General features: G+C 57.7%; 21 protein-coding genes. 11 read left to right on the forward strand and 10 right to left on the reverse strand.

What is annotated here, in order from left to right:
- Positions 1 to 7: 7 nt before the first annotated feature.
- Both DHN12_RS00780 and DHN12_RS00785 read right to left on the reverse strand, forming a co-directional pair.
- Positions 8 to 667, reverse strand: coding sequence for a DsbA family oxidoreductase (locus tag DHN12_RS00780; RefSeq protein WP_108858479.1), 660 nt, complete (start codon positions 665 to 667; stop codon positions 8 to 10).
- Positions 664 to 2181: a class I adenylate-forming enzyme family protein gene (locus DHN12_RS00785; protein WP_108858480.1), complete on the reverse strand. Its 1518-nt coding sequence runs from the start codon at positions 2179 to 2181 to the stop codon at positions 664 to 666. The genes DHN12_RS00780 and DHN12_RS00785 overlap by 4 nt, the downstream gene beginning before the upstream one ends.
- A gap of 65 nt (positions 2182 to 2246) precedes the next feature.
- Between DHN12_RS00785 and DHN12_RS00790 the strand changes: the two genes are divergently transcribed.
- On the forward strand, positions 2247 to 2870 hold the full coding sequence (locus tag DHN12_RS00790) for a helix-turn-helix domain-containing protein (RefSeq protein ID WP_108858481.1): 624 nt from the start codon (positions 2247 to 2249) through the stop codon (positions 2868 to 2870).
- Here DHN12_RS00790 and DHN12_RS00795 read toward each other — a convergent pair.
- Both DHN12_RS00795 and DHN12_RS00800 read right to left on the reverse strand, forming a co-directional pair.
- Positions 2859 to 3095 carry a hypothetical protein gene (locus tag DHN12_RS00795; RefSeq protein WP_058271932.1) on the reverse strand — a complete coding sequence of 79 codons (237 nt, stop codon included), beginning with the start codon at positions 3093 to 3095 and terminating at the stop codon, positions 2859 to 2861. The genes DHN12_RS00790 and DHN12_RS00795 overlap by 12 nt on opposite strands.
- A 469-nt stretch (positions 3096 to 3564) precedes the next feature.
- Complete coding sequence (locus DHN12_RS00800) at positions 3565 to 5379, reverse strand: extracellular solute-binding protein (protein WP_108858482.1); 1815 nt, start codon at positions 5377 to 5379, stop codon at positions 3565 to 3567.
- 293 nt (positions 5380 to 5672) lie between these two features.
- On the opposite strand from DHN12_RS00800, the gene DHN12_RS00805 reads away from it, so the two are divergent.
- Positions 5673 to 6446, forward strand: coding sequence for a 3-hydroxybutyrate dehydrogenase (locus DHN12_RS00805; RefSeq protein ID WP_108858483.1), 774 nt, complete (start codon positions 5673 to 5675; stop codon positions 6444 to 6446).
- A gap of 64 nt (positions 6447 to 6510) precedes the next feature.
- A complete protein-coding gene (locus tag DHN12_RS00810) occupies positions 6511 to 7536 on the forward strand; it encodes a patatin-like phospholipase family protein (RefSeq protein ID WP_108858484.1) in 1026 nt (341 codons plus the stop codon).
- On the opposite strand, the gene DHN12_RS00815 is transcribed toward DHN12_RS00810, so the two are convergent.
- The 4 genes from DHN12_RS00815 to DHN12_RS00830 form a co-directional block, all read right to left on the reverse strand.
- On the reverse strand, positions 7537 to 8214 hold the full coding sequence (locus tag DHN12_RS00815) for a DUF502 domain-containing protein (protein ID WP_108858485.1): 678 nt from the start codon (positions 8212 to 8214) through the stop codon (positions 7537 to 7539). It lies immediately after the preceding gene.
- A gap of 67 nt (positions 8215 to 8281) precedes the next feature.
- Complete coding sequence (locus tag DHN12_RS00820; protein ID WP_108858486.1) at positions 8282 to 9196, reverse strand: pseudouridine-5'-phosphate glycosidase; 915 nt, start codon at positions 9194 to 9196, stop codon at positions 8282 to 8284.
- Complete coding sequence (locus tag DHN12_RS00825; protein WP_058278066.1) at positions 9193 to 10086, reverse strand: PfkB family carbohydrate kinase; 894 nt, start codon at positions 10084 to 10086, stop codon at positions 9193 to 9195. Before DHN12_RS00825 ends, DHN12_RS00820 begins: the two co-directional genes overlap by 4 nt.
- Before the next feature lie 54 nt (positions 10087 to 10140).
- Positions 10141 to 10761 (reverse strand): thiamine phosphate synthase, encoded by a 621-nt coding sequence (locus DHN12_RS00830; RefSeq protein ID WP_108858487.1) that lies wholly within the window; start codon positions 10759 to 10761, stop codon positions 10141 to 10143.
- 153 nt (positions 10762 to 10914) lie between these two features.
- On the opposite strand from DHN12_RS00830, the gene DHN12_RS00835 reads away from it, so the two are divergent.
- The 4 genes from DHN12_RS00835 to DHN12_RS00850 all read left to right on the forward strand — a co-directional run bounded on the left by DHN12_RS00835 (position 10915) and on the right by DHN12_RS00850 (position 15715).
- Complete coding sequence (locus DHN12_RS00835) at positions 10915 to 11658, forward strand: RNA methyltransferase (protein WP_108858488.1); 744 nt, start codon at positions 10915 to 10917, stop codon at positions 11656 to 11658.
- Between the two features lie 62 nt (positions 11659 to 11720).
- The gene (ctaA, locus tag DHN12_RS00840; RefSeq protein ID WP_108858489.1) at positions 11721 to 12866 is read left to right on the forward strand and encodes a heme A synthase; all 1146 of its coding nucleotides are present in this window, start codon (positions 11721 to 11723) and stop codon (positions 12864 to 12866) included.
- Between the two features lie 5 nt (positions 12867 to 12871).
- Positions 12872 to 14341, forward strand: coding sequence for a carboxypeptidase M32 (locus DHN12_RS00845; protein ID WP_108858490.1), 1470 nt, complete (start codon positions 12872 to 12874; stop codon positions 14339 to 14341).
- A 174-nt stretch (positions 14342 to 14515) separates the two neighbouring features.
- Complete coding sequence (locus tag DHN12_RS00850) at positions 14516 to 15715, forward strand: DsbA family protein (protein ID WP_234416519.1); 1200 nt, start codon at positions 14516 to 14518, stop codon at positions 15713 to 15715.
- 28 nt (positions 15716 to 15743) lie between these two features.
- On the opposite strand, the gene gyrA is transcribed toward DHN12_RS00850, so the two are convergent.
- The gene (gene gyrA, locus DHN12_RS00855) at positions 15744 to 18473 is read right to left on the reverse strand and encodes a DNA gyrase subunit A (protein ID WP_108858492.1); all 2730 of its coding nucleotides are present in this window, start codon (positions 18471 to 18473) and stop codon (positions 15744 to 15746) included.
- Positions 18474 to 18666: 193 nt separating this feature from the next.
- On the opposite strand from gyrA, the gene DHN12_RS00860 reads away from it, so the two are divergent.
- On the forward strand, positions 18667 to 18936 hold the full coding sequence (locus DHN12_RS00860) for an usg protein (RefSeq protein WP_058271768.1): 270 nt from the start codon (positions 18667 to 18669) through the stop codon (positions 18934 to 18936).
- 91 nt (positions 18937 to 19027) lie between these two features.
- Positions 19028 to 19723 (forward strand): hypothetical protein, encoded by a 696-nt coding sequence (locus tag DHN12_RS00865; protein WP_082649161.1) that lies wholly within the window; start codon positions 19028 to 19030, stop codon positions 19721 to 19723.
- Here the strand turns inward: DHN12_RS00865 and DHN12_RS00870 are convergent, their stop codons facing one another.
- The gene (locus DHN12_RS00870) at positions 19724 to 20677 is read right to left on the reverse strand and encodes a radical SAM protein (RefSeq protein WP_108858493.1); all 954 of its coding nucleotides are present in this window, start codon (positions 20675 to 20677) and stop codon (positions 19724 to 19726) included.
- 161 nt (positions 20678 to 20838) lie between these two features.
- Between DHN12_RS00870 and zwf the strand changes: the two genes are divergently transcribed.
- Positions 20839 to 22293, forward strand: coding sequence for a glucose-6-phosphate dehydrogenase (gene zwf / locus DHN12_RS00875; RefSeq protein ID WP_108858494.1), 1455 nt, complete (start codon positions 20839 to 20841; stop codon positions 22291 to 22293).
- On the forward strand, positions 22290 to 22961 hold the full coding sequence (pgl, locus tag DHN12_RS00880) for a 6-phosphogluconolactonase (protein WP_108858495.1): 672 nt from the start codon (positions 22290 to 22292) through the stop codon (positions 22959 to 22961). The genes zwf and pgl overlap by 4 nt, the downstream gene beginning before the upstream one ends.
- The last annotated feature ends 1 nt before the right edge of the window (position 22962 follow it).

The following is a 22962-nucleotide window of genomic DNA, read 5'->3' on the forward strand; positions in this document are numbered from 1 at the left end:
GTCTGTGCTAATTTGCAGGGGAAGCCTCAAGTTGAGACATGATTTCAGCAATCACTTTTTCCCACATTTCAGGGGGTTGCGCCCCGGGGACGGCATGTTGATTGGCAACGATGAACGTCGGGACAGAGCTGACGCCCATTTGCCTGGAATGGCTGTCACGGTTGCTGATATCCTCGCGATCGGCATCGGATTTCAGCAGTTTTAGAACGACTGCGGCGTCCATGCCCGCATTGTCGGCAATATCCGCCAGAACCTCATGATCGCCGATATCGCGGGCCTGTACGAAATAGGCATCGAACAGTGCATCGACCACGGCGTTCTGTTTGCCCTCAATCCCTGCCCAATGGATCAGGCGGTGCGCGTCCAGAGTGTTGGGCGTGCGCTTCATACCTTCGAAGTCGATCTTAAGGCCTGAGTTCTCGGCATGATCAACAACCGGTGCATAGGCCCGCACAGCACCGTCCTTGCCCCCGAACTTGCGTTCGAGATATTCGCGGCGATCCATCCCGGCATCCGGCATGTCGGGGTTTAATTGGAATGGATGCCATTCGATCACAAACGGATGGTCCGGGATCGCCGCCAGCGCCTTGTCCAGATGGGTTTTGCCGATATAGCACCACGGGCAGATCGGGTCGGACATGATATCAAGCTTGACGGTCTCGGTCATGGGTTGGTCGCCTTGAAATAGGCCGGCAGCGCCCGGCGCAGAAGTTTCCCGTTCCCGCCGGTGGGCAGGTCAGGCAGATGGATAAAGGCGCGCGGTTGCTTATAGCGCGCCAGATTTGCCTCGACATAAGTACGCAGGGCGTCGTCGTCCAGCTTTTCCGGTCCTGTATAGAAGGCTGCTATCACAAATGTGTCCTGTTTGACCTCGACTGCCGCAGCTCCGACCTGCGCGATGCCGGGAAATCGGGACAGCGCGGCCTCGACCTCAACCGGTGACACCCTATAGCCGCCTGCATTCATCATATCGTCATCGCGACCCAGATAGGTGATCTGGCCATCCACGGCCATGGCCCCTTGATCGCCGGTCAGGAACCAGTCGTCCTGCATCCGGGATTCGGCCTCGTCGGGGGCATTGAGATAGGTCAGCATCAGGCCGGGGTCGGACCTGTGGACGGCAATGGTGCCTTCCTGACCCTGAGGTACGGGACCGTCAGGTCCCAGGATAGCCACACGGCGGCCAGGCTGCGGTTGGCCCAATGCATCGGACCGCGCTGGATGCGCCGGGCTGGACGAAATGAAAGTCGAACACTCGGACATGCCATAAGCTTCGTAGAGTTCAGTGCCGGTCGCTTGCCTCCACTGTTCATGCAGATGCCGTGACAGTTTTTCTCCGGCGCATAACCCATGCCGCAATTCCGGCAGGTCGAGGTCGTCTGTTGAGCTCACCACCTTACGGAATACGCCCGGTGCTGCAGCAAAGATGGTGGCTTGATGATGGCGTAGCAGGGCAGGTAGAGCGTCCAGATCGGTGCCCGGCGCGGGGATAAGAGCCGTTGCGCCAATGGTCCACGGATCCATCAGACCGGTGCCCAAGGTATAGGTCCAGTTGAACGCGCCCGCGTGACACAGGCGATCGGTTTCACGCAGCCCGTACCAGCCATCCACCATCATCTGACGCGCCCAGATGGCACGATGGGCGTGGGCCACAGCCCTCGGTTTTCCCGATGTGCCCGAAGTATAGACGACATAGGCCATCCTTTCCGGGTCACCCATTTGAAACTCAGCAGCAGGCAGATCACGCATTCCGGCCAAATTGGACAGGTCAATTTGAACCGGGTGCGCGGCGCACGCAACCTGTGGGTCACGCAGAATGACGGCAGGCCTGAGGTCCTTGATCATGCGCTCTGTTTCCGGCTCGGTCAGCTGCGATGACGTTGGGACCGGGACGATGCCGACAGCAATCGCTCCGAGATAGGCAATCGGGAAATCGACCGTGTTTCCAAGCCGCATCAACGCGATATCGCCGGGCTTCAAACCAGCTTTCAACAACCCTGTGCCAGTGCCCAGAATGGCCTGCTGCAACTCGCAATACGTCCAATTCCGGGCATCCGTGGAGCCCACCACAGACAGGGCGGTCTTGTCCGAAAGCCTGTCTGCACAGCACAGTACATGCGCTGCCAGATTAAACGGAGACGGGCAGGCCGGCGGCGGCCCCTGATCAAAAATAGAAAGCATGGCAACTGGCTAGCGCGACCACTGCTGCGTTGCAAGCGCGACAGGCTGCGCCTATAGAATGACGCATGAGCACCCAAGACCAGACATCTTTGATCCGCATTGCCCGGGACTCGGGCGAACATACGGAAGTTGAACCACTGGACCTCGGCGCGCGTGTGCGCGAGCTGCGGAAAGCGCGGAAATGGACGCTTGAACAGGCGGCCACGCAGGCTGGTCTGGCACGTTCTACGCTCAGCAAGATCGAAAACGGTCAAATGTCGCCCACCTATGACGCGCTGAAAAAGCTTGCGACCGGTCTTGAGATCTCGGTGCCGCAGCTATTTACGCCGCCACAGCGGGACCAGGTGATCGGCCGGATGGCCGTGACGCGCATGGGCGAAGGGTCTGCCCATCCCACAACCACCTATGAACATGAACTGCTGGCCGAAACGCTGACAAAAAAGCAGATGCTGCCCTATCGGGCCCGTGTTCGCGCGCGGTCAATGGATGAGTTTGACGGCTGGGTCCGACACGACGGCGAAGAGTTCTTGTATGTCCTGACGGGTGTTGTGCGCCTTTATACCGAGTTTTATGAACCAGTCGAAATGCGCCGCGGCGACAGCGCCTATTACGACGGGAGCATGGGGCACAATGTAATCTCGGTCAGCGACGAAGATGCAATGATCCTGTGGGTAACATCACTTACTTAACGACCGGCTGAATTCGCGGTTCAAACCTTCCGTGAACAAAAAGTCCTCAAGCTCTTCGTGGGCTTCGTTCATGGTCAGTTGATGGCGTTCAGCCAGATACGCTTCGAAACATTTGCGGTCTTGGCTTAACCGCACCATGTCCTGATCCCGCAGGTTTGGAAAGCGCCGTTTGGCGCGGGTATACATTGCACTCCAGTCTTGCGTCAGATCGGTCCATTTCAACATTAGACAGCTTTCCGTTTTCATGGTTTCAAACCGCTCGTCCCAAGAACCAGCGTACGAATGTGATGGGGGCGTTCGGGCATGACAAAATGTCGCACCCGGGGTCGGGAGGCGGTTTGATTTTTGACGGGGTCAAAAGTGCCCGTTGCAGCCTATCCGCAACGGGCAGACGGACCTGATTTTTGAGTGAGTGGAGGCCGGTCCGTAAATTCGATGTGCTGCACACCGGACGAAGAGTTACGTTTTGAATTTCAAAGCAATAATCAATTCGTGCAGCGTACTGCAGTATATGTACAATCTATATCGCTAAACCCCGTTCGGTAAAGCTTTTTGTGTGAGTTTTATAGGGGAACACTTGACGTTGGGGCAATTACAACATGTTGGCATGGCAAAAAATCGACCCGCAATATGCGGTGCCAATAGGCTGTGCGCCGATTTCCGCCCACGTCCCTTAGGTGCCGCGCGTGCCCCGTTACTGTTCGTACCACCAAACCTGCGGCATGTACTCCGGCCCATCGCCATAGATCGGCAAGTTTTCCGGCTGCTTGAGTTCCTTGGCGTGGGCGATCCGGCCCACATCAAAGTTCCAGATCGGAATGACATAGCGCCCGGCGGTCAACACACGATCAAGCGCACGCGTCGCAGCGACGAAATCCTCATGACTTTCCGAGGCCAGCATTGCGTCAATCATTCCGTCCACAGCGGGTGAAGCCACCCCCATCAAATTGCGCGTGCCCGGAGTGTCCGCGTTTTCGCTGCCCCAATACAGACGCTGCTCGTTACCGGGTGACAGGGACAATGCACGACGGAAATAGGTCATGTCGAAATCCAGCGCCGACGTTCGGCTTGTAAACTGGGCGCTGTCGACCTGTTCGGTGTTCACAGCGATGCCAAGACGTTCCAGCGCGCGCGTGTAGATCTCGATTGCTGTTTCGCTTTCGGTGTCGCCCTGTTGCAGCAACACGGTCAGCGTAAAAGCATTGCCGTTTTCGTTACGCAGCACGCCGTCCTGGATGGTCCAACCAGCCTCAGCCAACAGTTTGGTTGCAGCGCGGATGTTCGAACGATTGCGGGCCGATCCGTCACTTTCCGGCAGGGTATAGCCTTCAAGCGTTCCGGGGGGCAGGTCGTCCTTGAACTCCAATAGCAGCTCTTCGACGCGATCACTTGCCGGGCCGGGCTGCATCGCAAGGTCCGAGCCCGAGAAATAGGATGAGATACGCGGCTGCGCGTTACCGGTAATCGTGTCGTTGATGAACTCGAAATTGAATGCCAGTGTCAGCGCCTCGCGGACACGCCAGTCGGCAAACGGCGCTTTGCGGGTGTTCATGACAAACCCGGTCATGCCCGAAGGCTTGCCGTGTGGGATCTCGGTCTTGACCACATCTCCACGCTGGACGGCCGGGAAATTGTATTGGTTCGCCCATTTGTCGGCATTGAATTCACGTACTGCAGTCAGTTCACCGGCTTTGAAGGCCTCAAACAGAACTGTGCCGTCGCCGTAAAACTCGATCCGCATTTCGTCCAAATTCATGGTGCCTTTACGGAAGGGGATATCAGTGCCCCAATAATCCGGGTTCCGCTTGAGGTTCACGTATCTACCGGCCTCATAGCTGTCGACAATATAGGGCCCGGTTCCGACCGGAATGTCATGCAACCCGGCATTGGCAAAATCCTTACCTTCCCACTGGGCTTTCTGCAGGATCGGGCGCAGGCCTGCGATCAGGGCAAGTTCGCGGTCGGGCTCGTTGAAGGTGATGCGCACCGTGCGGGGACCGGTCTGTTCGATACTGTCTATCTTGCCCCACAACCCGCGATATCGCAGGTGGCCTTCGGTGCCTAAAGTCTCATACGACCAGATGACATCATCCACTGTGACTGGTGTACCATCCGAGAATTCGGCGTTCTCACGCAGGGTGAATTCGACCCAGGACCGGTCCGGCGCGGTCTCAACTGATTCGGCTAACAGCCCGTAAAGAGTGAAAGGTTCGTCCCAGGATCGACCCATCAGGCCCTCATGGGTCCAAAATCGCAATTGCCAGGGCGAGCTGCCTTTTTGCACGAACGGGTTCAAACTGTTATAGCCGCCCGTATTTCCAAACACGACTTTCCCGCCTTTTGGCGCGTCCGGATTTGCGTAGGGCAGGGACACAAAATCCGGTGGTAAGGCGGGGTCACCATACATAGCTATGCCATGGGTCGATTCTGCATAAGCAATTGACGTGCTCAAAAGTGCAGTGATTCCCGCGATCAATGGACGAACGGGGCGTAGAAAATCGGGGCTCATTTTGGAAACAATCCTGCTCTGGCCTTATTTTGTTGGGATTCATCGTAGCTATGATTTTTCTTGTTTTCAAACTTTTAGCTTGGACGAACACAAGAAATTGCTTATAAAGGATGCACTGCTCGATAGGTTTCTTGCCTGTATGAAACCTGCCTCAATAACTTAACGCCCGCTTCGTGCGGGCGTTTTTTTTGTTCGGATCTGACGTAGGATGCGTCGCCCGAATGTTTCCCCGTTTTCTTTGCAGCTGCAGCATGGCACTGTGTCGCCAAAGTTGACTTTGTGGGAGTTCGGCCATGAGCCTTTCGGGAAAAACAGCCATTATCACCGGATCGAATTCAGGGATCGGATTAGGCGTCGCGCGTGAACTGGCGAAGGCCGGGGCTAACGTGGTGCTGAATTCATTTACCGACCGCGACGAAGATAATGCGCTGGCCGCTGAGATTTCGAAAGAGACCGGTACCAGCGCACGCTATATCAAGGCGGACATGTCCAAAGGTGAAGAATGCCGCGCGCTGATCGAGAAGGCGGGGGCTTGTGATATTCTGGTGAACAACGCGGGCATTCAGCATGTCGCGCCGGTTGATCAGTTTCCGGTCGAAAAGTGGGATGCGATCATCGCGATCAACATGAACTCGACTTTTCATACGATGGCCGCCGCTTTGCCAATGATGCGCAAGGCCGGGTGGGGACGTATTGTGAATATCGCCTCGGCTCATGGGTTAACGGCGTCTCCGTTCAAGGCGGCCTATGTCGCGGCAAAGCACGGCGTGGTTGGTATGACCAAAACCGTAGCGCTGGAAACCGCGCAGGAGCCAATCACATGCAACGCGATCTGCCCGGGATACGTCCTGACACCATTGGTCGAGGCACAGATCCCAGGCACCATGAAGGAATACGGCATGAGCCGTGAGGACGTGATCAAGAACGTGATGCTGGAAAGGCAACCTTCGAAAGAATTCGCCACGGTCGAGCAATTGGGTGGCACCGCGATCTTTCTGTGCTCGGATGCGGCAGCGCAGATCACCGGGACCACGATCTCGGTCGATGGCGGTTGGACAGCGTTGTGAGGTTTCACGGGGGCGCTGCCCCCGTACCCCCGGAGTATTTTGGAAAAGATGAAGGGGCAGGACGGTGAAACGGATCAATCTGGCTTTGCAGGGTGGCGGCGCGCACGGTGCCTTCACCTGGGGCGTTCTGGACCGAATTCTGGACGAAGAAGATATCGAGGTTGCGGCGATCACAGGGACCTCGGCCGGGGCGCTGAATGGCGCTGCCTTCAAGTCAGGAATGGTCCACAACGGGCGCGACGGCGCACGGGCTTGTCTGGACGGGCTATGGGCACGGATGGGTGCGGTGGGGGATATGCGCCTTGCCAACTGGATGCAGGCGCTGGAGCCCGCACAGATTGCCCAGTCGATGGAGTATTCACTGCCATTCTCGATTGGTGATGCCTGGTCGCGAATGGTGTCGCCTTATGCTTATGGTCCGTTTTACCGCAATCCCCTGGAACCGGTTGTGGATCGGTTCAACTTTGATGAGATTTGCACGGATCAGGGACCCCAGTTGTTTGTCTGCGCGACCTGTGTGCGCAGCGGCAAGATCCGGGTGTTCACCGGGGAAGAGATTTCAACGGATGCCATTTTGGCCTCGGCCTGCCTGCCGAGCCTGTTTCAGGCCGTCGAGATATTTGACCCCAGCTCGGGCCGGACTGAGGCATATTGGGATGGTGGCTACACTGGAAACCCGGCGCTTTATCCCCTGTTTAACAATGATTTGCCTGAAGACGTCGTGGTCGTGAACATCAACCCGCTTGAGCGTGATGAGGTCCCAAAAACTCCGCAGCAGATCCAGAACCGGATCAACGAGATCAGCTTTAACTCATCCCTGTTTCGCGAGCTGCGGGCGATCAATTTTGTTCAGCGTCTGTTGGCGGACGGCAAGCTGACGGCCGGAGAGATGAGCCGCGTATTTGTTCACATGATCGCGGATGACGAATTGATGAACGATTTGTCCGTGGCAACCAAGACGGTTCCCAACCCTGTGATACTGCATAAACTGAAGGACGCCGGGCGCGCGGCGGCACATCGGTTCATTGGCGATCACAAAGCTGATCTTGGCGCACGCAGCACCGTCGACCTGCCCGAGATGTTTGGCTGATCACTCGGGCGGCTGCGTCGGGTCTTTTTCGTTGGGATAAACAAGGCCTGCGGAAATCACCAGCTTTGCGGCGTCCTCGATTGTCATATCCAACAGGATCACATCCTCGGCCGGGAAGAACAATAGGAAGCCAGAGGTCGGGTTGGGCGTGGTCGGGACGAAGACACCTAGCAGTTCACCCCCGGTTTCAGACCGCTCGCTGACTTCGCCTTTTGCCGCGGTAGAGACGAAACCAATCGCCCAGATACCGCGGCGCGGGTATTGGATCAGGCAGGCTTTTTCGAACGACCGTTCAGTCTGGGCAAACACCGTTTCCGAGATCTGCTTGATCCCCGAATAGACAGACCGGACAACGGGCATCCGGCTGACAAGACTTTCGGCAATTTGGATCAGGGACCGGCCCAGAATACCTTTGGCGATCCATCCTACCAGAACAGTGAAGATCAGGAAGATGACAACGCCGACGCCCCGCAGGTTGATGCCCACGTATTCCTGCGGCTGGAACCGTTGTGGAATTATGGGCAGAACCGCACTGTCGATCCAGCCGACCACGGACCAGATCAGCCAAATGGTCAGCCACACAGGAGCAATCACGACGATGCCCGTCAGGAATGACGCGCGCAGTCGCGAAAACAGGCCCGGGCGGCGTTGTGGTTCTTCGTCAAATGGCGTGTTCATTGCGGTCCTGAGCGGTTTTCTGCCAAATTAGTTAAGCAGTTGGGTGCCTTGGTACAATAGGCTTATGTCAATCGGTTCGGTCGGACAGCGCTCGAGCAATTCCGGCCGCCAGTCGTGCGTTATTACGAACCAGGGCAATATTGGCCGTCAGCGAACGCCCTTCGGTCTGTTCGTAAATCCGTTGCAGCAGGTACGGCGTGACGCCCTTGCCGCTGATCCGGTGCGCGTCTGCGTCGGCCTGTGCTGATGCAATGATGGGTGCTAGTTCTTCGGCCGGGATCTGATCGGCAGTCGGGATCGGGTTGGCGACCAACTGACCACCAGGCAAGCCAAGCGCGCGGCGTGTGGCGTGGGCTGTGGCGATGTCCTTGGCGCTGTCCATGCGCAGGGGCGCGGCATAAGGGGATTTGGCCGACCAGAAGGCCGGGAATTCGTCCTGCCCGTAGGCCATGACAGGAACGCCCAGCGTTTCCAGAACCTCGAGCGTTTTTGCCAGATCGAGGATGGCTTTTGCGCCCGCGGCCACAACCGTAACCGGGGATTGCGCCAGCTCATGCAGATCGGCTGAGATGTCAAAGGTTGTCTCAGCGCCCTGATGCACGCCGCCGATGCCACCGGTGGCAAACACCTCGATCCCAGCATAATGCGCGGCGATCATCGTGGCTGCGACCGTGGTCGCTCCGGTGCCGCCGGTTGCCATGCAGGCGGCCATGTCCGCGCGGGACAGCTTGGCGACGCCCTGCGCCTGACCCAACGCATTCAGCTCATCAGCCTCAAGGCCCACATGCAGTTTGCCTTTGATCACGGCCATGGTTGCCGGAATTGCACCCGCGTCGCGGATATCCTGTTCAACCTGTGCCGCAACCTCGATGTTCTGAGGGAAGGGCATCCCATGGGTAATGATGGTGCTTTCCAGCGCAACGATGGGTTGGCCTGCGTCCTTGGCGGCGCGGACCTCAGCGGAATATTGAATGTCGATCACAGTGGGGTTTCTCCGGATACGTAAGTTGCGGCGGCGTTCAGGGCGCGGGTCAGGGCCTCGGCACTGGATGCTCCACCAGATTCTGAGGCGATGTGGGCCGCCATGAATGTGTCGCCTGCGCCGGTTACGCGGGTAACCAGAACGGACGGGGGTGTTTGGGTCAGGATTTCATCCGCATTACCAACCGTGGCAGAGCTTCCGCCGTCGGTGACCAACACCCGCAGCGCGCCGCGATCCAGCAGGCCTTTGGCGGCGCTTTCGGAATCCTTGAATTCGCGCTGGCACAGGATGCCGGCTTCTTCGAGGTTCACATACAGAGTGGCCCGCGCATGCTTCAGGAACGGCAGCAAGCGTTCGGCTTTACCGGGCGAGGCCGGTGCCACACGCAGATCGGCGCGGGCAAAGGCGGGGCTTTGGGCGATTTCCTCAAGCAAGTTCAGTGTCAGATTGCCGTCCAGCGCGATTGGGCCTTCGAACGGCTCGTTTTCGTACCCTAAAGGCCCGTGCATCAATGGACGCAGGATTTTGGCACCCGCGGCCTCAAGCGAATGCGCATCAGCGATGGCTGCTATCAAGCCGTTGGCCCCTTCGACCGCCATGTAACGGTCGGTCGGCAAATCCTGCGAACGGTAAATGTGATCTGTCACCATGCCCAGCCGGGAACACGCATTTGCCAACTCATCGCCCTCAGGATCGCGCCCGATGGCGGTCAGCAGGGTGGGGGTCATGCCAAAACGCACCAGTGTCATGGCGATGTTCATGGCCACGCCACCCGGTAGGCGGGTGATCCGCCCCGGCACGTCCGACCCTTGCCGCATGGCGCTGGCGGACCGGCCAATCACGTCCCAAAGAACCGATCCGATACAAAGGATGTCGCTGTTTTGTGTCATGTCGTCGTCATGCCGCAGCCCCGGCGTAGGTGCAAGCGTTAACGCTCGCACCGATCAGCGCATCGCGTCGGTCAGACCCTTCAGCGCGGCCAGAGGGTCATCCTGTGACCAGATCTCGTCCCCGATACCGAAAAAATCGGTGCATGGGGTCAGATCGCGAACCAGGTCGGGGTTCAGGCCACCCTCGGCAACGACCGGAACTTCGATCGTCTCTGACCACCACTGGAACAGATCCATTTCGGCCATTGTGCCATCGCCCAGCGTTGACGCGCCCGCCGGTCCAAAGGCCACATAGTCCGCGCCGGCCTCGCCAGCCGACATGCCATCATGGCTGGACGCACCGCAAAAGCTGCCAACGATGGCTTCCGCGCCCAATTCCTTTCGTGCAAACCGGACCGAGCGCGCGGCGTCATCCAGATGCACCCCGTCCAGCCCCAACCGCTGCGCCAGCAGAACATGGTTCGAGATCACCAGCGCCACATCGCGCGCATGGGCAACCTCACGGCAGGCATCCGCCGCGCGGGCGATCGTGTCTTCATCGCCACCAGCCAGCGCCAATCGGATACAGGCGACCTCTGCCCCGTCCAACACGCTGGCCAAACGGTCGGGAAAGCTGCTCAGTTCGATGGTCGGTGGCGTAATCATGTAAATCTGCGGCTGCTCGGGGGAGTCCATTGGCGCGTCCTTCGCTTTCAGTCTTTTGCGCGGTTTAGCGGATTGCGGCGGGGAAGCAAACTTTTATGCTGGTTTCCGGCCCAAATGAAGGCGCGGAAGGCTTGCCCTGCCTGTGCGCGCGGATTAGAGCAGGCGGAACCTTCGGAGACAGCCATGCCCAGCGATAAATCTCAGCCCTCATTCGTGCTTGTGCGCCCGCAGATGGGTGAAAACATCGGTGCCGCCGCGCGGGCGATGTGGAATTTCGGGCTGGATCGGATGCGGATCGTGGCACCTCGGGACGGGTGGCCGAACCCCAAGGCTGTGGCTATGTCCAGCGGCGCCGGGCGTCTTTTGGATGAGGCGCAGCTATACGACGATCTGGCCGGTGCGCTATCCGACAGCACTTTTGTTTTTGCGACGACGGCGCGGCAGCGTGGATTGACAAAGCCGGTCTACAGCCCGGAACGCGCAATGCAATTGGCTGCCGAAAAGGTTGCTGCTGGTGAAAAGGTCTGTGTTCTGTTTGGCCCGGAACGCGCAGGGCTCGAAAACGAAGACATCGCTAAGGCAAACGCGATCATCTCGGTTCCGGTAAACCCGGAATACGCCTCGCTGAATCTTGGCCAATGCGTACTTCTGACCGCCTATGAATGGATGCGCCAGACCGGCGATGTCGTTCATGAGGCCACCGATCTGGGCAAGGGCGACTGGGCCACAGGCATCGAGGTCGAGAAACTGGTCGAACATTATGAAGACCGGCTGGAAGATGCGGGGTTCTTTTATCCGCCCGAAAAGGCCGAGGGTATGAAGACCAACCTGCGCAACCTGTGGTCGCGGATGCGGATGACGCGGGCGGATGTGCAGATGCTGCATGGGGTCATGCGGCAGATGGTCCGCTGGAAAGACAAAGGCTGAGGCTGGACCTATGTTCCGCTTCACCCTAGCTTGCGACAAAATCCAAGGCACAAGAGGACAGCATGAGCGGTAAGCGCAGCATCTTCGAAGACGTCTCAGACACTGAAAAACAACAAGCCGTTCAACCGGGTATGATCGATCGTGGCCGCGGGGGTGCGCGCAAGGCCATTCGCGCCTGGCTGATGATCCTGTTTGCGCTGGTGGTCGTCATGATCGCTGTGGGCGGGCTGACTCGGCTGACCGACAGCGGGTTGTCGATCACCGAGTGGCGGCCGATTACCGGGGCCATCCCGCCGATGAATGAGGCGGACTGGCAAGCCGAGTTCGACAAATACAAGCAAATCGACCAGTGGCGCATTCAGAACCAATGGATGGAGCTGGGTGACTTCAAATCCATCTACTGGTGGGAATGGGGCCATCGTCAGCTGGGGCGCGTGATTGGGCTGGTCTGGGCTCTTGGCTTCTTTGGCTTCCTTGTAGCGCGGAAAATACCAACCCGCTGGACCGGTAAGTTGTTGATTCCGGGCCTTTTGGGCGGTGTTCAGGGTGCAGTCGGCTGGTGGATGGTCGCCTCGGGCGTGACACAGGGCGAGGGGATGATCGCCGTGGCCAGCTATCGCTTGGCGATTCATCTGGGGTTGGCATTTGTAATTCTCGGTTTCCTTGCGTGGTACATCTTTGAGTTGGGCCGTGAGGAGCGCGACCTGATGCAGGCCCGCCGCGCGAAAGAGGCGAAATTGTTCTCGCTATCCACCGGGCTGATGCATTTTGCCTTTTTGCAAATACTCATTGGTGCGCTTGTCGCCGGGATCGACGCTGGCCGGTCTTATACCGATTGGCCGTTGATCGGTGGGCAGTTTCTGCCGCCCGATATGACGATTCTGGAACCGATGTGGCGCAACTTCTTTGAAAGCCCGGGTCTGGTTCAGTTCATCCACCGTTGTGCGGGCTATCTGCTGTTTATCTTCGGTATCATCGTTTGGCGGCGCGGCAGCAGCAGCGCCCACCCGCAAACGCGTTTTGCCTTCAACGCGGCTTTTGCGGCGCTGTCGCTGCAGGTGGTGATTGGGATCGCAACCGTGATCTACGCAGCCCCGTGGCAGATCGCCATCTTCCACCAGTTCATGGCCGTCGTCGTCTGGACCCTGATCCTGCGGGCGCGTTTCCTGACAGCATACCCAATCGCAACCTCTCTGCGCGGAGCCTGAATTCCATGAGTGCATATGACGATCTGATGGCCTTTCAGCGCGAAACCTCGGCTCTTGGCGAAATTGCCGGGCGTTTGGGCTGGGATCAGGAAACGGTGATGCCCCGGGGGGCCGCGTCGCAGCGGGCCGAGGAAATGGCAGCGATTGAAGCGGTTTTGCACGCGCGCCGATCCGATCCCCGTGTGATTGAATGGCTGGAACAAGCCGACCCTCAGGATCAAGTCGATCAGGCGCAGTTGCGCGAAATCCGCCGGTCCTATGAACGGACGGTCAAAGTGCCTGCTGATCTGGCAACGGCCATCGCGCGCGTGACATCTGCGGCTCAGGGAACATGGGCGCAGGCCCGCGCAGACGAAGATGTTGCCGCTTTCCTGCCCGTTTTGGGCGAGGTCGTGGCGCTAAAGCGTGAAGAAGGTGCTGCACTGGCGCAGGGTGGCAATATCTACGACGCTATGGTCGAGGACTATGAGCCCTACACGACCGGGACGCAAATCGCCGAAATCTTTGACCAGATGCGCCCGCATCTGGTAGCACTGCGCGCCGCTGTTCTGGATAAATCTGCACCTCAGGCATTGACGGGGAGTTTCGATGAGCTGAAACAGATGCAATTGTCGGAAAAACTGGCAACCACTTTTGGCTATGACCTGAATACAGGCCGCATCGACAAGGCCGTTCACCCGTTCAGCTCGGGCAGTGGATCGGATGTTCGGATCACCACCCGGACCAGTGAAACCGATCCGTTCAACTGTTTCTATTCGACGATTCACGAGGTAGGTCATGCCGCCTATGAACAAGGGATTGATCTGGCCTACGCCCTGACGCCTTTGGGGCGTGGCGTGTCGATGGGTGTGCACGAAAGCCAAAGCCGGATTTACGAGAACCAACTGGGCCGATCCCGTGCCTTTACCGGTTGGTTGTTTGGCCAAATGAAAGACGCGTTTGGTGATTTTGGCATCACCGACGCGGATACGTTCTATGCAACGGTCAACGGTGTTCACAACGGTTACATCCGGACCGAGGCGGATGAGGTGCAATACAACCTCCACATCATGCTGCGCTTTGATCTGGAACGCGCGCTGATGGCCGGTGACCTCCAAGTGGATGATCTTGAGGCCGCGTGGAACGACCGTTTCAAGGCGGATTTCGGATATGCGGTCGACAAACCGTCGAACGGATGTCTGCAGGATGTGCACTGGTCAGTGGGTCTGTTTGGTTATTTCCCAACCTATTCGCTGGGCAATGTCTATGCAGGATGCCTTTACCAAGCGTTGCGGAACGCTGTGCCGGAACTGGATGCGCAATTGGCAGCAGGTGACACGTCAGGCGCAACCGGTTGGCTGCACGAGAATGTGCAGCAACATGGCGGGCTTTACGCTCCACGCGAGACCATTCAGCGTGCAAGCGGTATGGAACCCGGGCCTGACCCGTTACTCGGGTATCTGGAACAGAAATTTGGCGGGTTATACGGGCTCTGAGGTCAGAAAACGTTTCGTCAAGTTGCCGTGTAGGTGCATTGGTTTTGACCTGAATGAGGGTAGGGTGGTTCGAACGGTTTTACCAAAGGAACCACCTTGTTCTTTGCAACACATGTCAAACCACACTTAGCGTCAATTCTGACCAGCAACACGCGCCTGGTGGCGCGTAGGAGCGTGCTGGAGGCAAAGCATCAGGTGATGAACCGCCCGCGCGTTGTCCATTATTTCCATGATGTTTCCGACCCATACTGTCACCTCACCGCACAGGTCTTACAGCAGTTTCGAGACACCTATGATGTCGAGCTGCGCCCACATCTGATTTCGGGCCCTCCGGCCGAGGCTTTGCCGGACCCGGCAGCACATCGGCAAAATGCTATCAAAGATGCGGCAAGACTGGCCCTAAAGCTTGGTTTCAGCCCTCCTAAAGGCTCAGTTCCTGACGAGGCTTTCATTGCAGTTGCGGAAAACCAGATGGCAGCCGAACTGACGAATGAGAGCTTTGTTAAAAATGTCCGAGATATCAGCGAAGATCTTTGGTCGGGAAAGGGTTTTTCGTCCTCAGATCACCCCTTACCGGCTGCGCTGATCGAGGATGGTGACCAACAACTTTCCGATTTGGGTCACTATCTCGGCGGAACATTTCACTACGATGACGAATGGTATTGGGGCGTTGATCGTCTTCATTATCTCGAAGACCGGTTGCTGCACGCGGGCCTGGGAAGCGGGTCGTCACCGATAGTGTCTTTGCCTTCAGTGCAATTGGACCAAGAGAAGTCTCAGGATCAGGAGATTGAGTTCTTCTATTCTTTCCGCAGCCCTTATTCTTATCTGGCATTTGACCGGGCCGTCGACTTGGCACGCCACTACAACGCACGGCTGGTTCTGAGGCCGGTTTTGCCAATGTTGATGCGAGGTTTACCCGTCCCTCCACCCAAGTCTTCCTACATCCTTTATGATTGCGTGCGCGAAGCGCGGCGGTTGGGGATCCCGGTTGGGCGTATCTGTGATCCTTTGGGCAAAGGGGTCGAGCGTGGCTATGCCTTACTGGATTATGCCGAAGCGCAGGAAAAATTGCCTGAGTTCTGTTCCGCCTTCCTGCGCGGCGTTTGGTCCGAGGGACTGAATGCAGCAACTGATCGGGGGCTTCGGACTATCATCGAAAACGCGGGGTTGGATTGGCAAAGTGCGAAACCGCACGTTAGCTCAGATCGTTGGAGAGATCGGGTAGCGGTCAATCAGGACCGTCTGCAAGAGATCGGGCTATGGGGTGTCCCTAGTTTCCGTGTCGCCGGGGAAAGTGTCTGGGGACAGGATCGCCTTTGGGCGGTCGAAGACCTTTTGATAAATAAAAAGGCGCCACACCCGAAAGTGTAACGCCTGAATAATGTTATGGATCTGTCGGTTACTCTTCCGCTTCGTCCTCGTCGCCCTGATCGGCGATCCAGGCAACACTGACGACCACTTCGCCTTTGCCGGTGTTGAAGACCTTCACGCCACCGGCCGAGCGGGAGCGGAACGAAATCCCATCAACCGGCACTCTTATCGATTGGCCTTTGGACGTCGCCAGCATGATCTGATCTTCCATATCGACCGGGAACGAGGCGACGAGTTCGCCACCACGCATCGCCTTGTCCATGGCGGCCACACCCATCCCGCCGCGTCCGCGTACAGGATAGTCGTGGCTGGAGCTCAGCTTGCCTGCGCCGCCCGCCGTGATTGTCAGGATCAGGTTTTCGGCGGCCGACATCTCGGCATACTTTTCCTGGTTGAAATCGCTGCTTGCTGCGGCTTCCTCGTCGTCACCAGCGTCATCTTCGGTAAGCCCTGCAACCGCACGGCGCATTTTAAGGTAAGCCACACGATTTTCGGGGGTCGCTTCGAAATGGCGGATCACCGACATCGAAACCACGCGGTCGCCATTGGACAGCCTGATACCGCGCACACCGGTGGATTCGCGCGAATTGAACACCCGTACATCGGTGGTGCGGAAACGGATCGCACGGCCCGAATTGGTGACCAACATCACATCTTCATCTTCCGAGCAGATGCGGGCGTTCACCAGTTCAACATCTTCGGGCAGTTTCATTGCGATCTTGCCGTTGCGTCGGACATTGGTGAAGTCCGACAAGCGGTTACGACGCACGTCGCCCGCGCTGGTGGCGAAGATGATTTGAAGGTTTTCCCATTCTTCATCGGGTACATCTACGGGCATGATCGCGGCGATGGAAACACCGGTCGGGATCGGCAGGATGTTGACGATTGCCTTGCCCTTACCTGTGCGCCCCGACTGCGGCAGACGCCAGGTCTTGAGCTTGTAGACCATGCCATCCGTCGTGAAGAACAGCAGTTGCGTGTGTGTGTTGGCCACGAAGAGGTTGGTGACAACATCCTCTTCCTTGGTCTGCATCCCCGACAGCCCCTTGCCGCCGCGCTTTTGTGCTCGGAAATCGGCCAGCGGCGTACGCTTGATGTAGCCGCCCGACGTGACGGTCACGACCATATCCTCACGTTCGATCAGGTCTTCGTCTTCCATGTCGCCGGACCAATCGACGATCTCGGTGCGACGGGGCACGGCAAACTGTTCACGAACGCTGCGCAGCTCATCTCCGATGATCGACATGATGCGCTCTCGCGAGGACAGAATATCGAGGTATTCCTGGATCTTATCTGCCAGTTCTTCCAGCTCGTCCGTAACCTCTTTGACACCGATCTGAGTCAGTCGCTGCAGACGCAGGTCGAGGATGGCGCGGGCCTGAACTTCGGTCAGGTTATAGGTGCCGTCGTCGTTCATCTTGGACAGAGGATCGTCGATCAGGCGCAGATAACTTTCGATCTCAGCCGCAGGCCAGCGGCGGGTCATCAGCTTTTCACGCGCTTGCGCCGCGTCAGCGGATGACCGGATTGTGGCGACCACCTCATCCACGTTCGATACAGCCACGGCCAGGCCACACAGGATGTGGCTGCGTTCGCGGGCTTTGCGCAGGTCGTACGCAGTGCGACGGGCTACGACATCTTCACGGAAGTCAATGAAGGAGGTCAGGAACCGGCGCAGGGTCAACTGCTCGGGCCGGCCACCATTCAGCGCCAGCATGTTGCAGCCAAACGAGGTCTGCATCGGCGAGAAACGGAAAAGCTGGTTCAAAACAACTTCGGGCGTCGCATCACGTTTGAGTTCGACCACGACACGCACCCCATTGCGGTCGGATTCGTCCTGAACGTGGCTGACGCCTTCGATGCGTTTTTCGCGAACGGCTTCGGCGATCTTTTCGATCATCGAGGCCTTGTTCACCTGATAGGGGATCTCGTCCACGACGATGGCATAGCGGTCCTTGCGGATTTCCTCGACGCGGGTCTTGGAGCGGATTATGACGCTGCCGCGCCCTTCCAGATAAGCTTTGCGCGCGCCGGAACGGCCCAACATCACACCACCGGTTGGGAAATCAGGGCCGGGGATGTATTCGATCAGCTGTTCGGATGTCAGATCCGGTTCATCGATCAACGCCAGCGTTGCGTCGATGACTTCGCCAAGGTTATGCGGCGGGATGTTGGTCGCCATGCCGACGGCGATACCACCGGCACCGTTGACCAGCATGTTCGGGAAACGGGCGGGCAGAACCGTCGGTTCACGGTCCTTGCCGTCATAGTTGTCCTGAAAATCGACTGTCTCTTTTTCGATATCGGCCAAGAGAGATGCGGCGGGCTTGTCCATCCGCACTTCGGTATAGCGCATGGCCGCCGGGTTATCACCGTCCATGGAGCCAAAGTTGCCCTGACCATCCAGCAGCGGCAGCGACATCGAGAAATCCTGGGCCATCCGCACCAGCGCGTCGTAGATCGCGCTGTCACCATGCGGGTGGTATTTACCCATGACATCGCCAACCGGCCGGGCCGATTTGCGGTATGACTTGTCGTGCGTATTGCCCGTCTCGTGCATGGCATAGAGGATGCGCCGGTGCACCGGTTTCAGGCCATCGCGCAGATCGGGGATCGCGCGGGACACGATGACCGACATGGCATAGTCCAGATAGGACGTGCGCATCTCGGATTCGATGGATACCGTCGGGCCGTCATATACGGGACGCTGGGGCGGTGTTTCATCCATGTTTTCTGGGGTTTCTGGCGTATCGCTCACGTAACCTGCCCGTTTATTGTGCTGGGTCTATATCTTGTGGATGTACCTTATCAGACCCGGCACATAAGGTGCAAGCAAGCAGCGCAATCTGGGCAAAAAACACCCGTAACACTGGGGTAACATATTGTTAACCAAGGGTTAGGTGGTTTCTGTGTTATGCTGAAGAGACCTTGCAACAATTTTGGAGGTCTGCATGGAGCAAAGCGAAACAGAACTGATGCTCAAGGGGTATGGGCTGACGACGGCCGAATTTTTTTATCACATGCCTGACTATATTCACGTGCTCAATACATTTATCTGGCAGGAATACGACCTTGCGCCGGATCATCCCAAACTATTTGATTTTATTGAATTCTGGCAGCGAGAGATTGAAGGACCGTTGCATTCGGTGCGGTTTACTCATCGCAAAATGATCGCGCCCGGAGAATGGCGCAACGTGGTAGGCGAATTCCGAGTGAATTGACGCCAGGGCGCATCAGGCCCAAACCCATATACATTTCCGGTGCATCCGGTATCTTGGCGGCCAAGTCATTGGTCACAAGCGGAAACACGGAATGCCCAGAGTTTTATTGATTGCAGCCGCCATCTGCCTAGCCGGGCCTGTGTCGGCCGAAGGTGTCCTAGATAAAATCAAAAAGGGCGTTGAAAACACGACAGACGCCGTTGGACGCGGGGCAGAAACCGTCGGACAGACACTCGAAAAAGGGGCGAGCGCGGTTGATGAAACCATCACGTCCACCTCTGATTTGCTGTCCAACGAGGCGACGCCCGAAGAGACTCGCGCCAAGCTGGATGTCATGGCCGTCGATGTGTTGGCGCAGTTGCTAACCGAAAATCCCGAAGCACAGGCGCTATATGATGTCAGTGCGGGATATGCTGCGTTCGATTCTCGCAAGGTGACAGTTTTCCCGGTGTCCGCAGGGTACGGGCGCGGTGTTGCCGTGAACAAAGACACCGGTCAGCACACCTATATGAATATGGGAACTGGCGGCGTGGGCGCGGCGATCGGTATAGGCGGGTTCGAGACCAAATTCGTGATCCTGTTTGAAACCCAGGCAGATTTGGACAGTTTTATCACGCAAGGTTACGACGCGACTGCGGAATCCGGCGCAATGTATGGTGACGAGCGCACCGATGAGACGCTCAGGTTCACAGACGGGCGGTCGTTTTTTGTGCTCAGCAAAAAGGGCTGGCGCGTTTCGGCTGGGGCGTCAGGCACAAAATACTGGAAATCGCCCGAGCTGAATTGATCAGCCCGAGCAACTGGCGCCACCCAGAACACAGAACTTGGCACAATGTGGGTGGTTGAGGTGCACGTCGGCCTCGGCCTCGGCAAGTGTGTTGCCCATTTCAAACTCAGGCTCGTACGGCAGTAAGGTACAGGCCAGAACGGCAGGTTGTTCTGCGCCTTTGCGTTTGACCACCATGCGGGCATTCGAACACATTACAGCCTCGGGTGCTTTATCCAGAATGCTCCAGCAAGCGGTTGTGATTTCGGGGACTTCGACAGTTTCGTCCATCTCGGGAAACAAAACGGTCTGGCCAGGATTCTGTGCGTCGATGTCAAAGCTGTGCCGCTTGAAGAACGCCTCATACCCGGCGCGGCTGTCGGCGTCGCTGTCACCCCAGACCGTGCGGCCGGCGATGGCGATATTGAACCCGTTGTCGCGCAGCCACTCCATTCCGGTGATCGTCTTGTCAAAGCTGCCTTTGCCGCGTTCCTCGTCATGCAGTTCGGGGCGATAGTGGTCCACGGAAACGCGAAGTGTCAGCTTGTTTCCATAGTTGCGCTTCAGATCCAGCAGCCCTTCACGCATCTTGCGGCGCATCATCGGCAGCATTGCATTTGTCAGGATCAAAACCTCATATCCGCGTTCTAAGGCGGCACGGGTCATGTCGATCATTTCAGGATTCATAAAGGGCTCGCCCCCGGTGAACCCAATCTCACGCACCGGCCAGTCGCGTTCTTCGATCTGGTCCAAGTAGTCGCGCACCTCTTCGGTGGTGATATAGACCAGCGCATCATTGGAGGGGCTGCTGGCGATGTAGCAGTTGACGCATTCGATATTGCAAAGGGTGCCGGTATTGAACCACAACGTCTCGGGGTTTTTCAGCGCTACGGAAGCGCGGGTTTGCCCATCTGCTGTCACCAATTTGTTCTGAAACTTGCCGATATTGGCGGTCTGAGGCGCGTTGTCTTTCATTCCGGTATCCGGTTCTTTGAAGTTACTTCTGATGTAGCTGCTCGACTCGGATTAGTTAAGTCAGGCAAGTGCGACCTGACAGAGTTTTGATGATGGGGGATTTACGCTGACCGATTGCGCTAACATTGGACATGCCCGGCGGGGCAAGATAAGGAAAAACCATGGTTTCTCGCGTCATACCTGTTGATCCGTTCGATCTCGTCATTTTTGGCGGGACCGGTGACTTGGCGCAACGCAAGATTTTACCGGCCCTGTTTCGGCGCTTTTGCTCAGGGCAGTGGGCCGAAGGTGTGCAAATCATAGGCGCGGCGCGCACGGTCCACGACCGCGCGGGGTTTCAGGCAATGGTCGCCGAATCGCTGCGAACCCATGCGACTGCGCAATGCCGGGACGAGGGCGCATTGCGCGCGTTTCTGGACCGCGTCGACTATGTGACCCTCGACGGATATTCGAATGAGGGCTGGGATCAGCTTTCTGACAAGCTGAACCAAGATCGGGTGCGCGCGTTCTATTTTTCGGTTGGTCCACGCCTGTTCGGGCCTTTGGCCGAAAGGATCAAAGCGCATGATCTTGCAACGCCAAGCACGCGGATTGTCGTTGAAAAACCCTTTGGTCACGATTTGGAAAGCGCACGGGCGTTAAACGCGACCTTGGCTGAGCATTTTCGGGAAAGCCAAATCTACCGGATTGATCACTATCTGGGAAAGGAAACCGTCCAGAACCTGATGGCCGTTCGCTTTGGCAATATGCTGTTCGAACCGCTGTGGAATAGCCAGTATGTTGATCACATCCAGATCACGGTGGCCGAATCCGTAGGTATCGACGGGCGGGAAGAGTACTATGAGCGCGCAGGTGCCATGCGCGACATGATGCAAAATCACCTGATGCAGCTTTTGTGTCTGATCGCGATGGAGCCGCCGGCAAAGTTTGATCCTGACGCTGTGCGGGATGAAAAGCTCAAGGTTATTCGCGCGTTGGATCAGGTCCAGCCACACCATATCGTGCGTGGTCAGTTCGATGGCGGTGGCAACGGGAAAGGATACCGCGAGAATGTGGGCAATCCGCGCTCGACCACCGAAAGCTATGTGGCGCTGCGGGCGCATATCAGCAATTGGCGGTGGGCGGGTACTCCATTCTATCTGCGCACGGGTAAGCGTCTGGTGGCGCGGTCTTCGGTAATCAATGTGATGTTCAAAGACGCGCCGCATTCGATTTTTGGCGAAGAGGCCGGACGCCACGCAAATGTCCTATCGATCCGCCTGCAGCCGAACGAGGGAATAACGCTGAAGGTGACGATCAAGGAACCCGGGCCGGGTGGGATGCGCCTGGTCGATGTGCCCTTGGACATGAGTTTTGCCGAGGCGCTGGGGTCGGGAAACCAAGACCCGCCCGATGCATATGAACGGCTGGTGATGGACGTGATCCGGGGCAACCAGACCCTGTTCATGCGCGGGGATGAGGTCGAGGCCGCATGGGCCTGGACCGACCCGATCATTGCCGGTTGGCACGCGCGCGGTGACGTACCAAAACCCTATGAAAGCGGCAGCACAGGTCCGGGCGACGCCGAGCTGTTGATGAAACGAGATGGTCGCCGCTGGCAAGGAATAAACCCATGAAGATTCAAGAATATGCGGATCGCGACATGCTGGCCATTGATGTCGCAAACGCCTTGGCCGGAGAGTTGGAGGCTGCCTTGCTGCATCACGACACGGTCTCATTGGCCGTGCCGGGTGGTACGACGCCGGGGCCGGTCTTTGATGGTCTTTGCGCGGCCGATCTGGCATGGGACCGGGTGCGGGTTTTGCCGACCGATGAGCGCTGTGTTCCGGGTGACAGTGATCGATCGAACGAACGGCTGATCCGGCAGCGCCTGCTGACGAACCGGGCTTCGGTTGCCCAGTATGTGCCGCTGTATCTTGAGGGTAAGGAACCCGACGATGTCCTGCCGGAAATCGAAAACCTGATCGCGCCGGTTTTGCCATTGTCGGTTCTGGTATTGGGGATGGGTGAGGATATGCACACCGCGTCACTGTTTCCGGGGATGCAGGGGCTTGAGGCTGCGCTGGACAGCCATGCGCCCATTCTTGCTGTTGCGCGCACCGAAACTCAGCCCGAGGCGCGGATCACGCTGACCGGCCCGGTGCTGGACGGCGCGCTGTCAAAACACCTGATCATTTATGGCGCCGCCAAACGCGACGCGTTGGACAAGGCCATGTCGCTGCCACCAGAAGAGGCACCGATCGCCGCCACGCTGACCGGCATGACGGTTCATTGGGCGGAGTAAC

This window comes from Ruegeria sp. Alg231-54 (assembly GCF_900143525.1).
GTDB lineage: Bacteria > Pseudomonadota > Alphaproteobacteria > Rhodobacterales > Rhodobacteraceae > Ruegeria.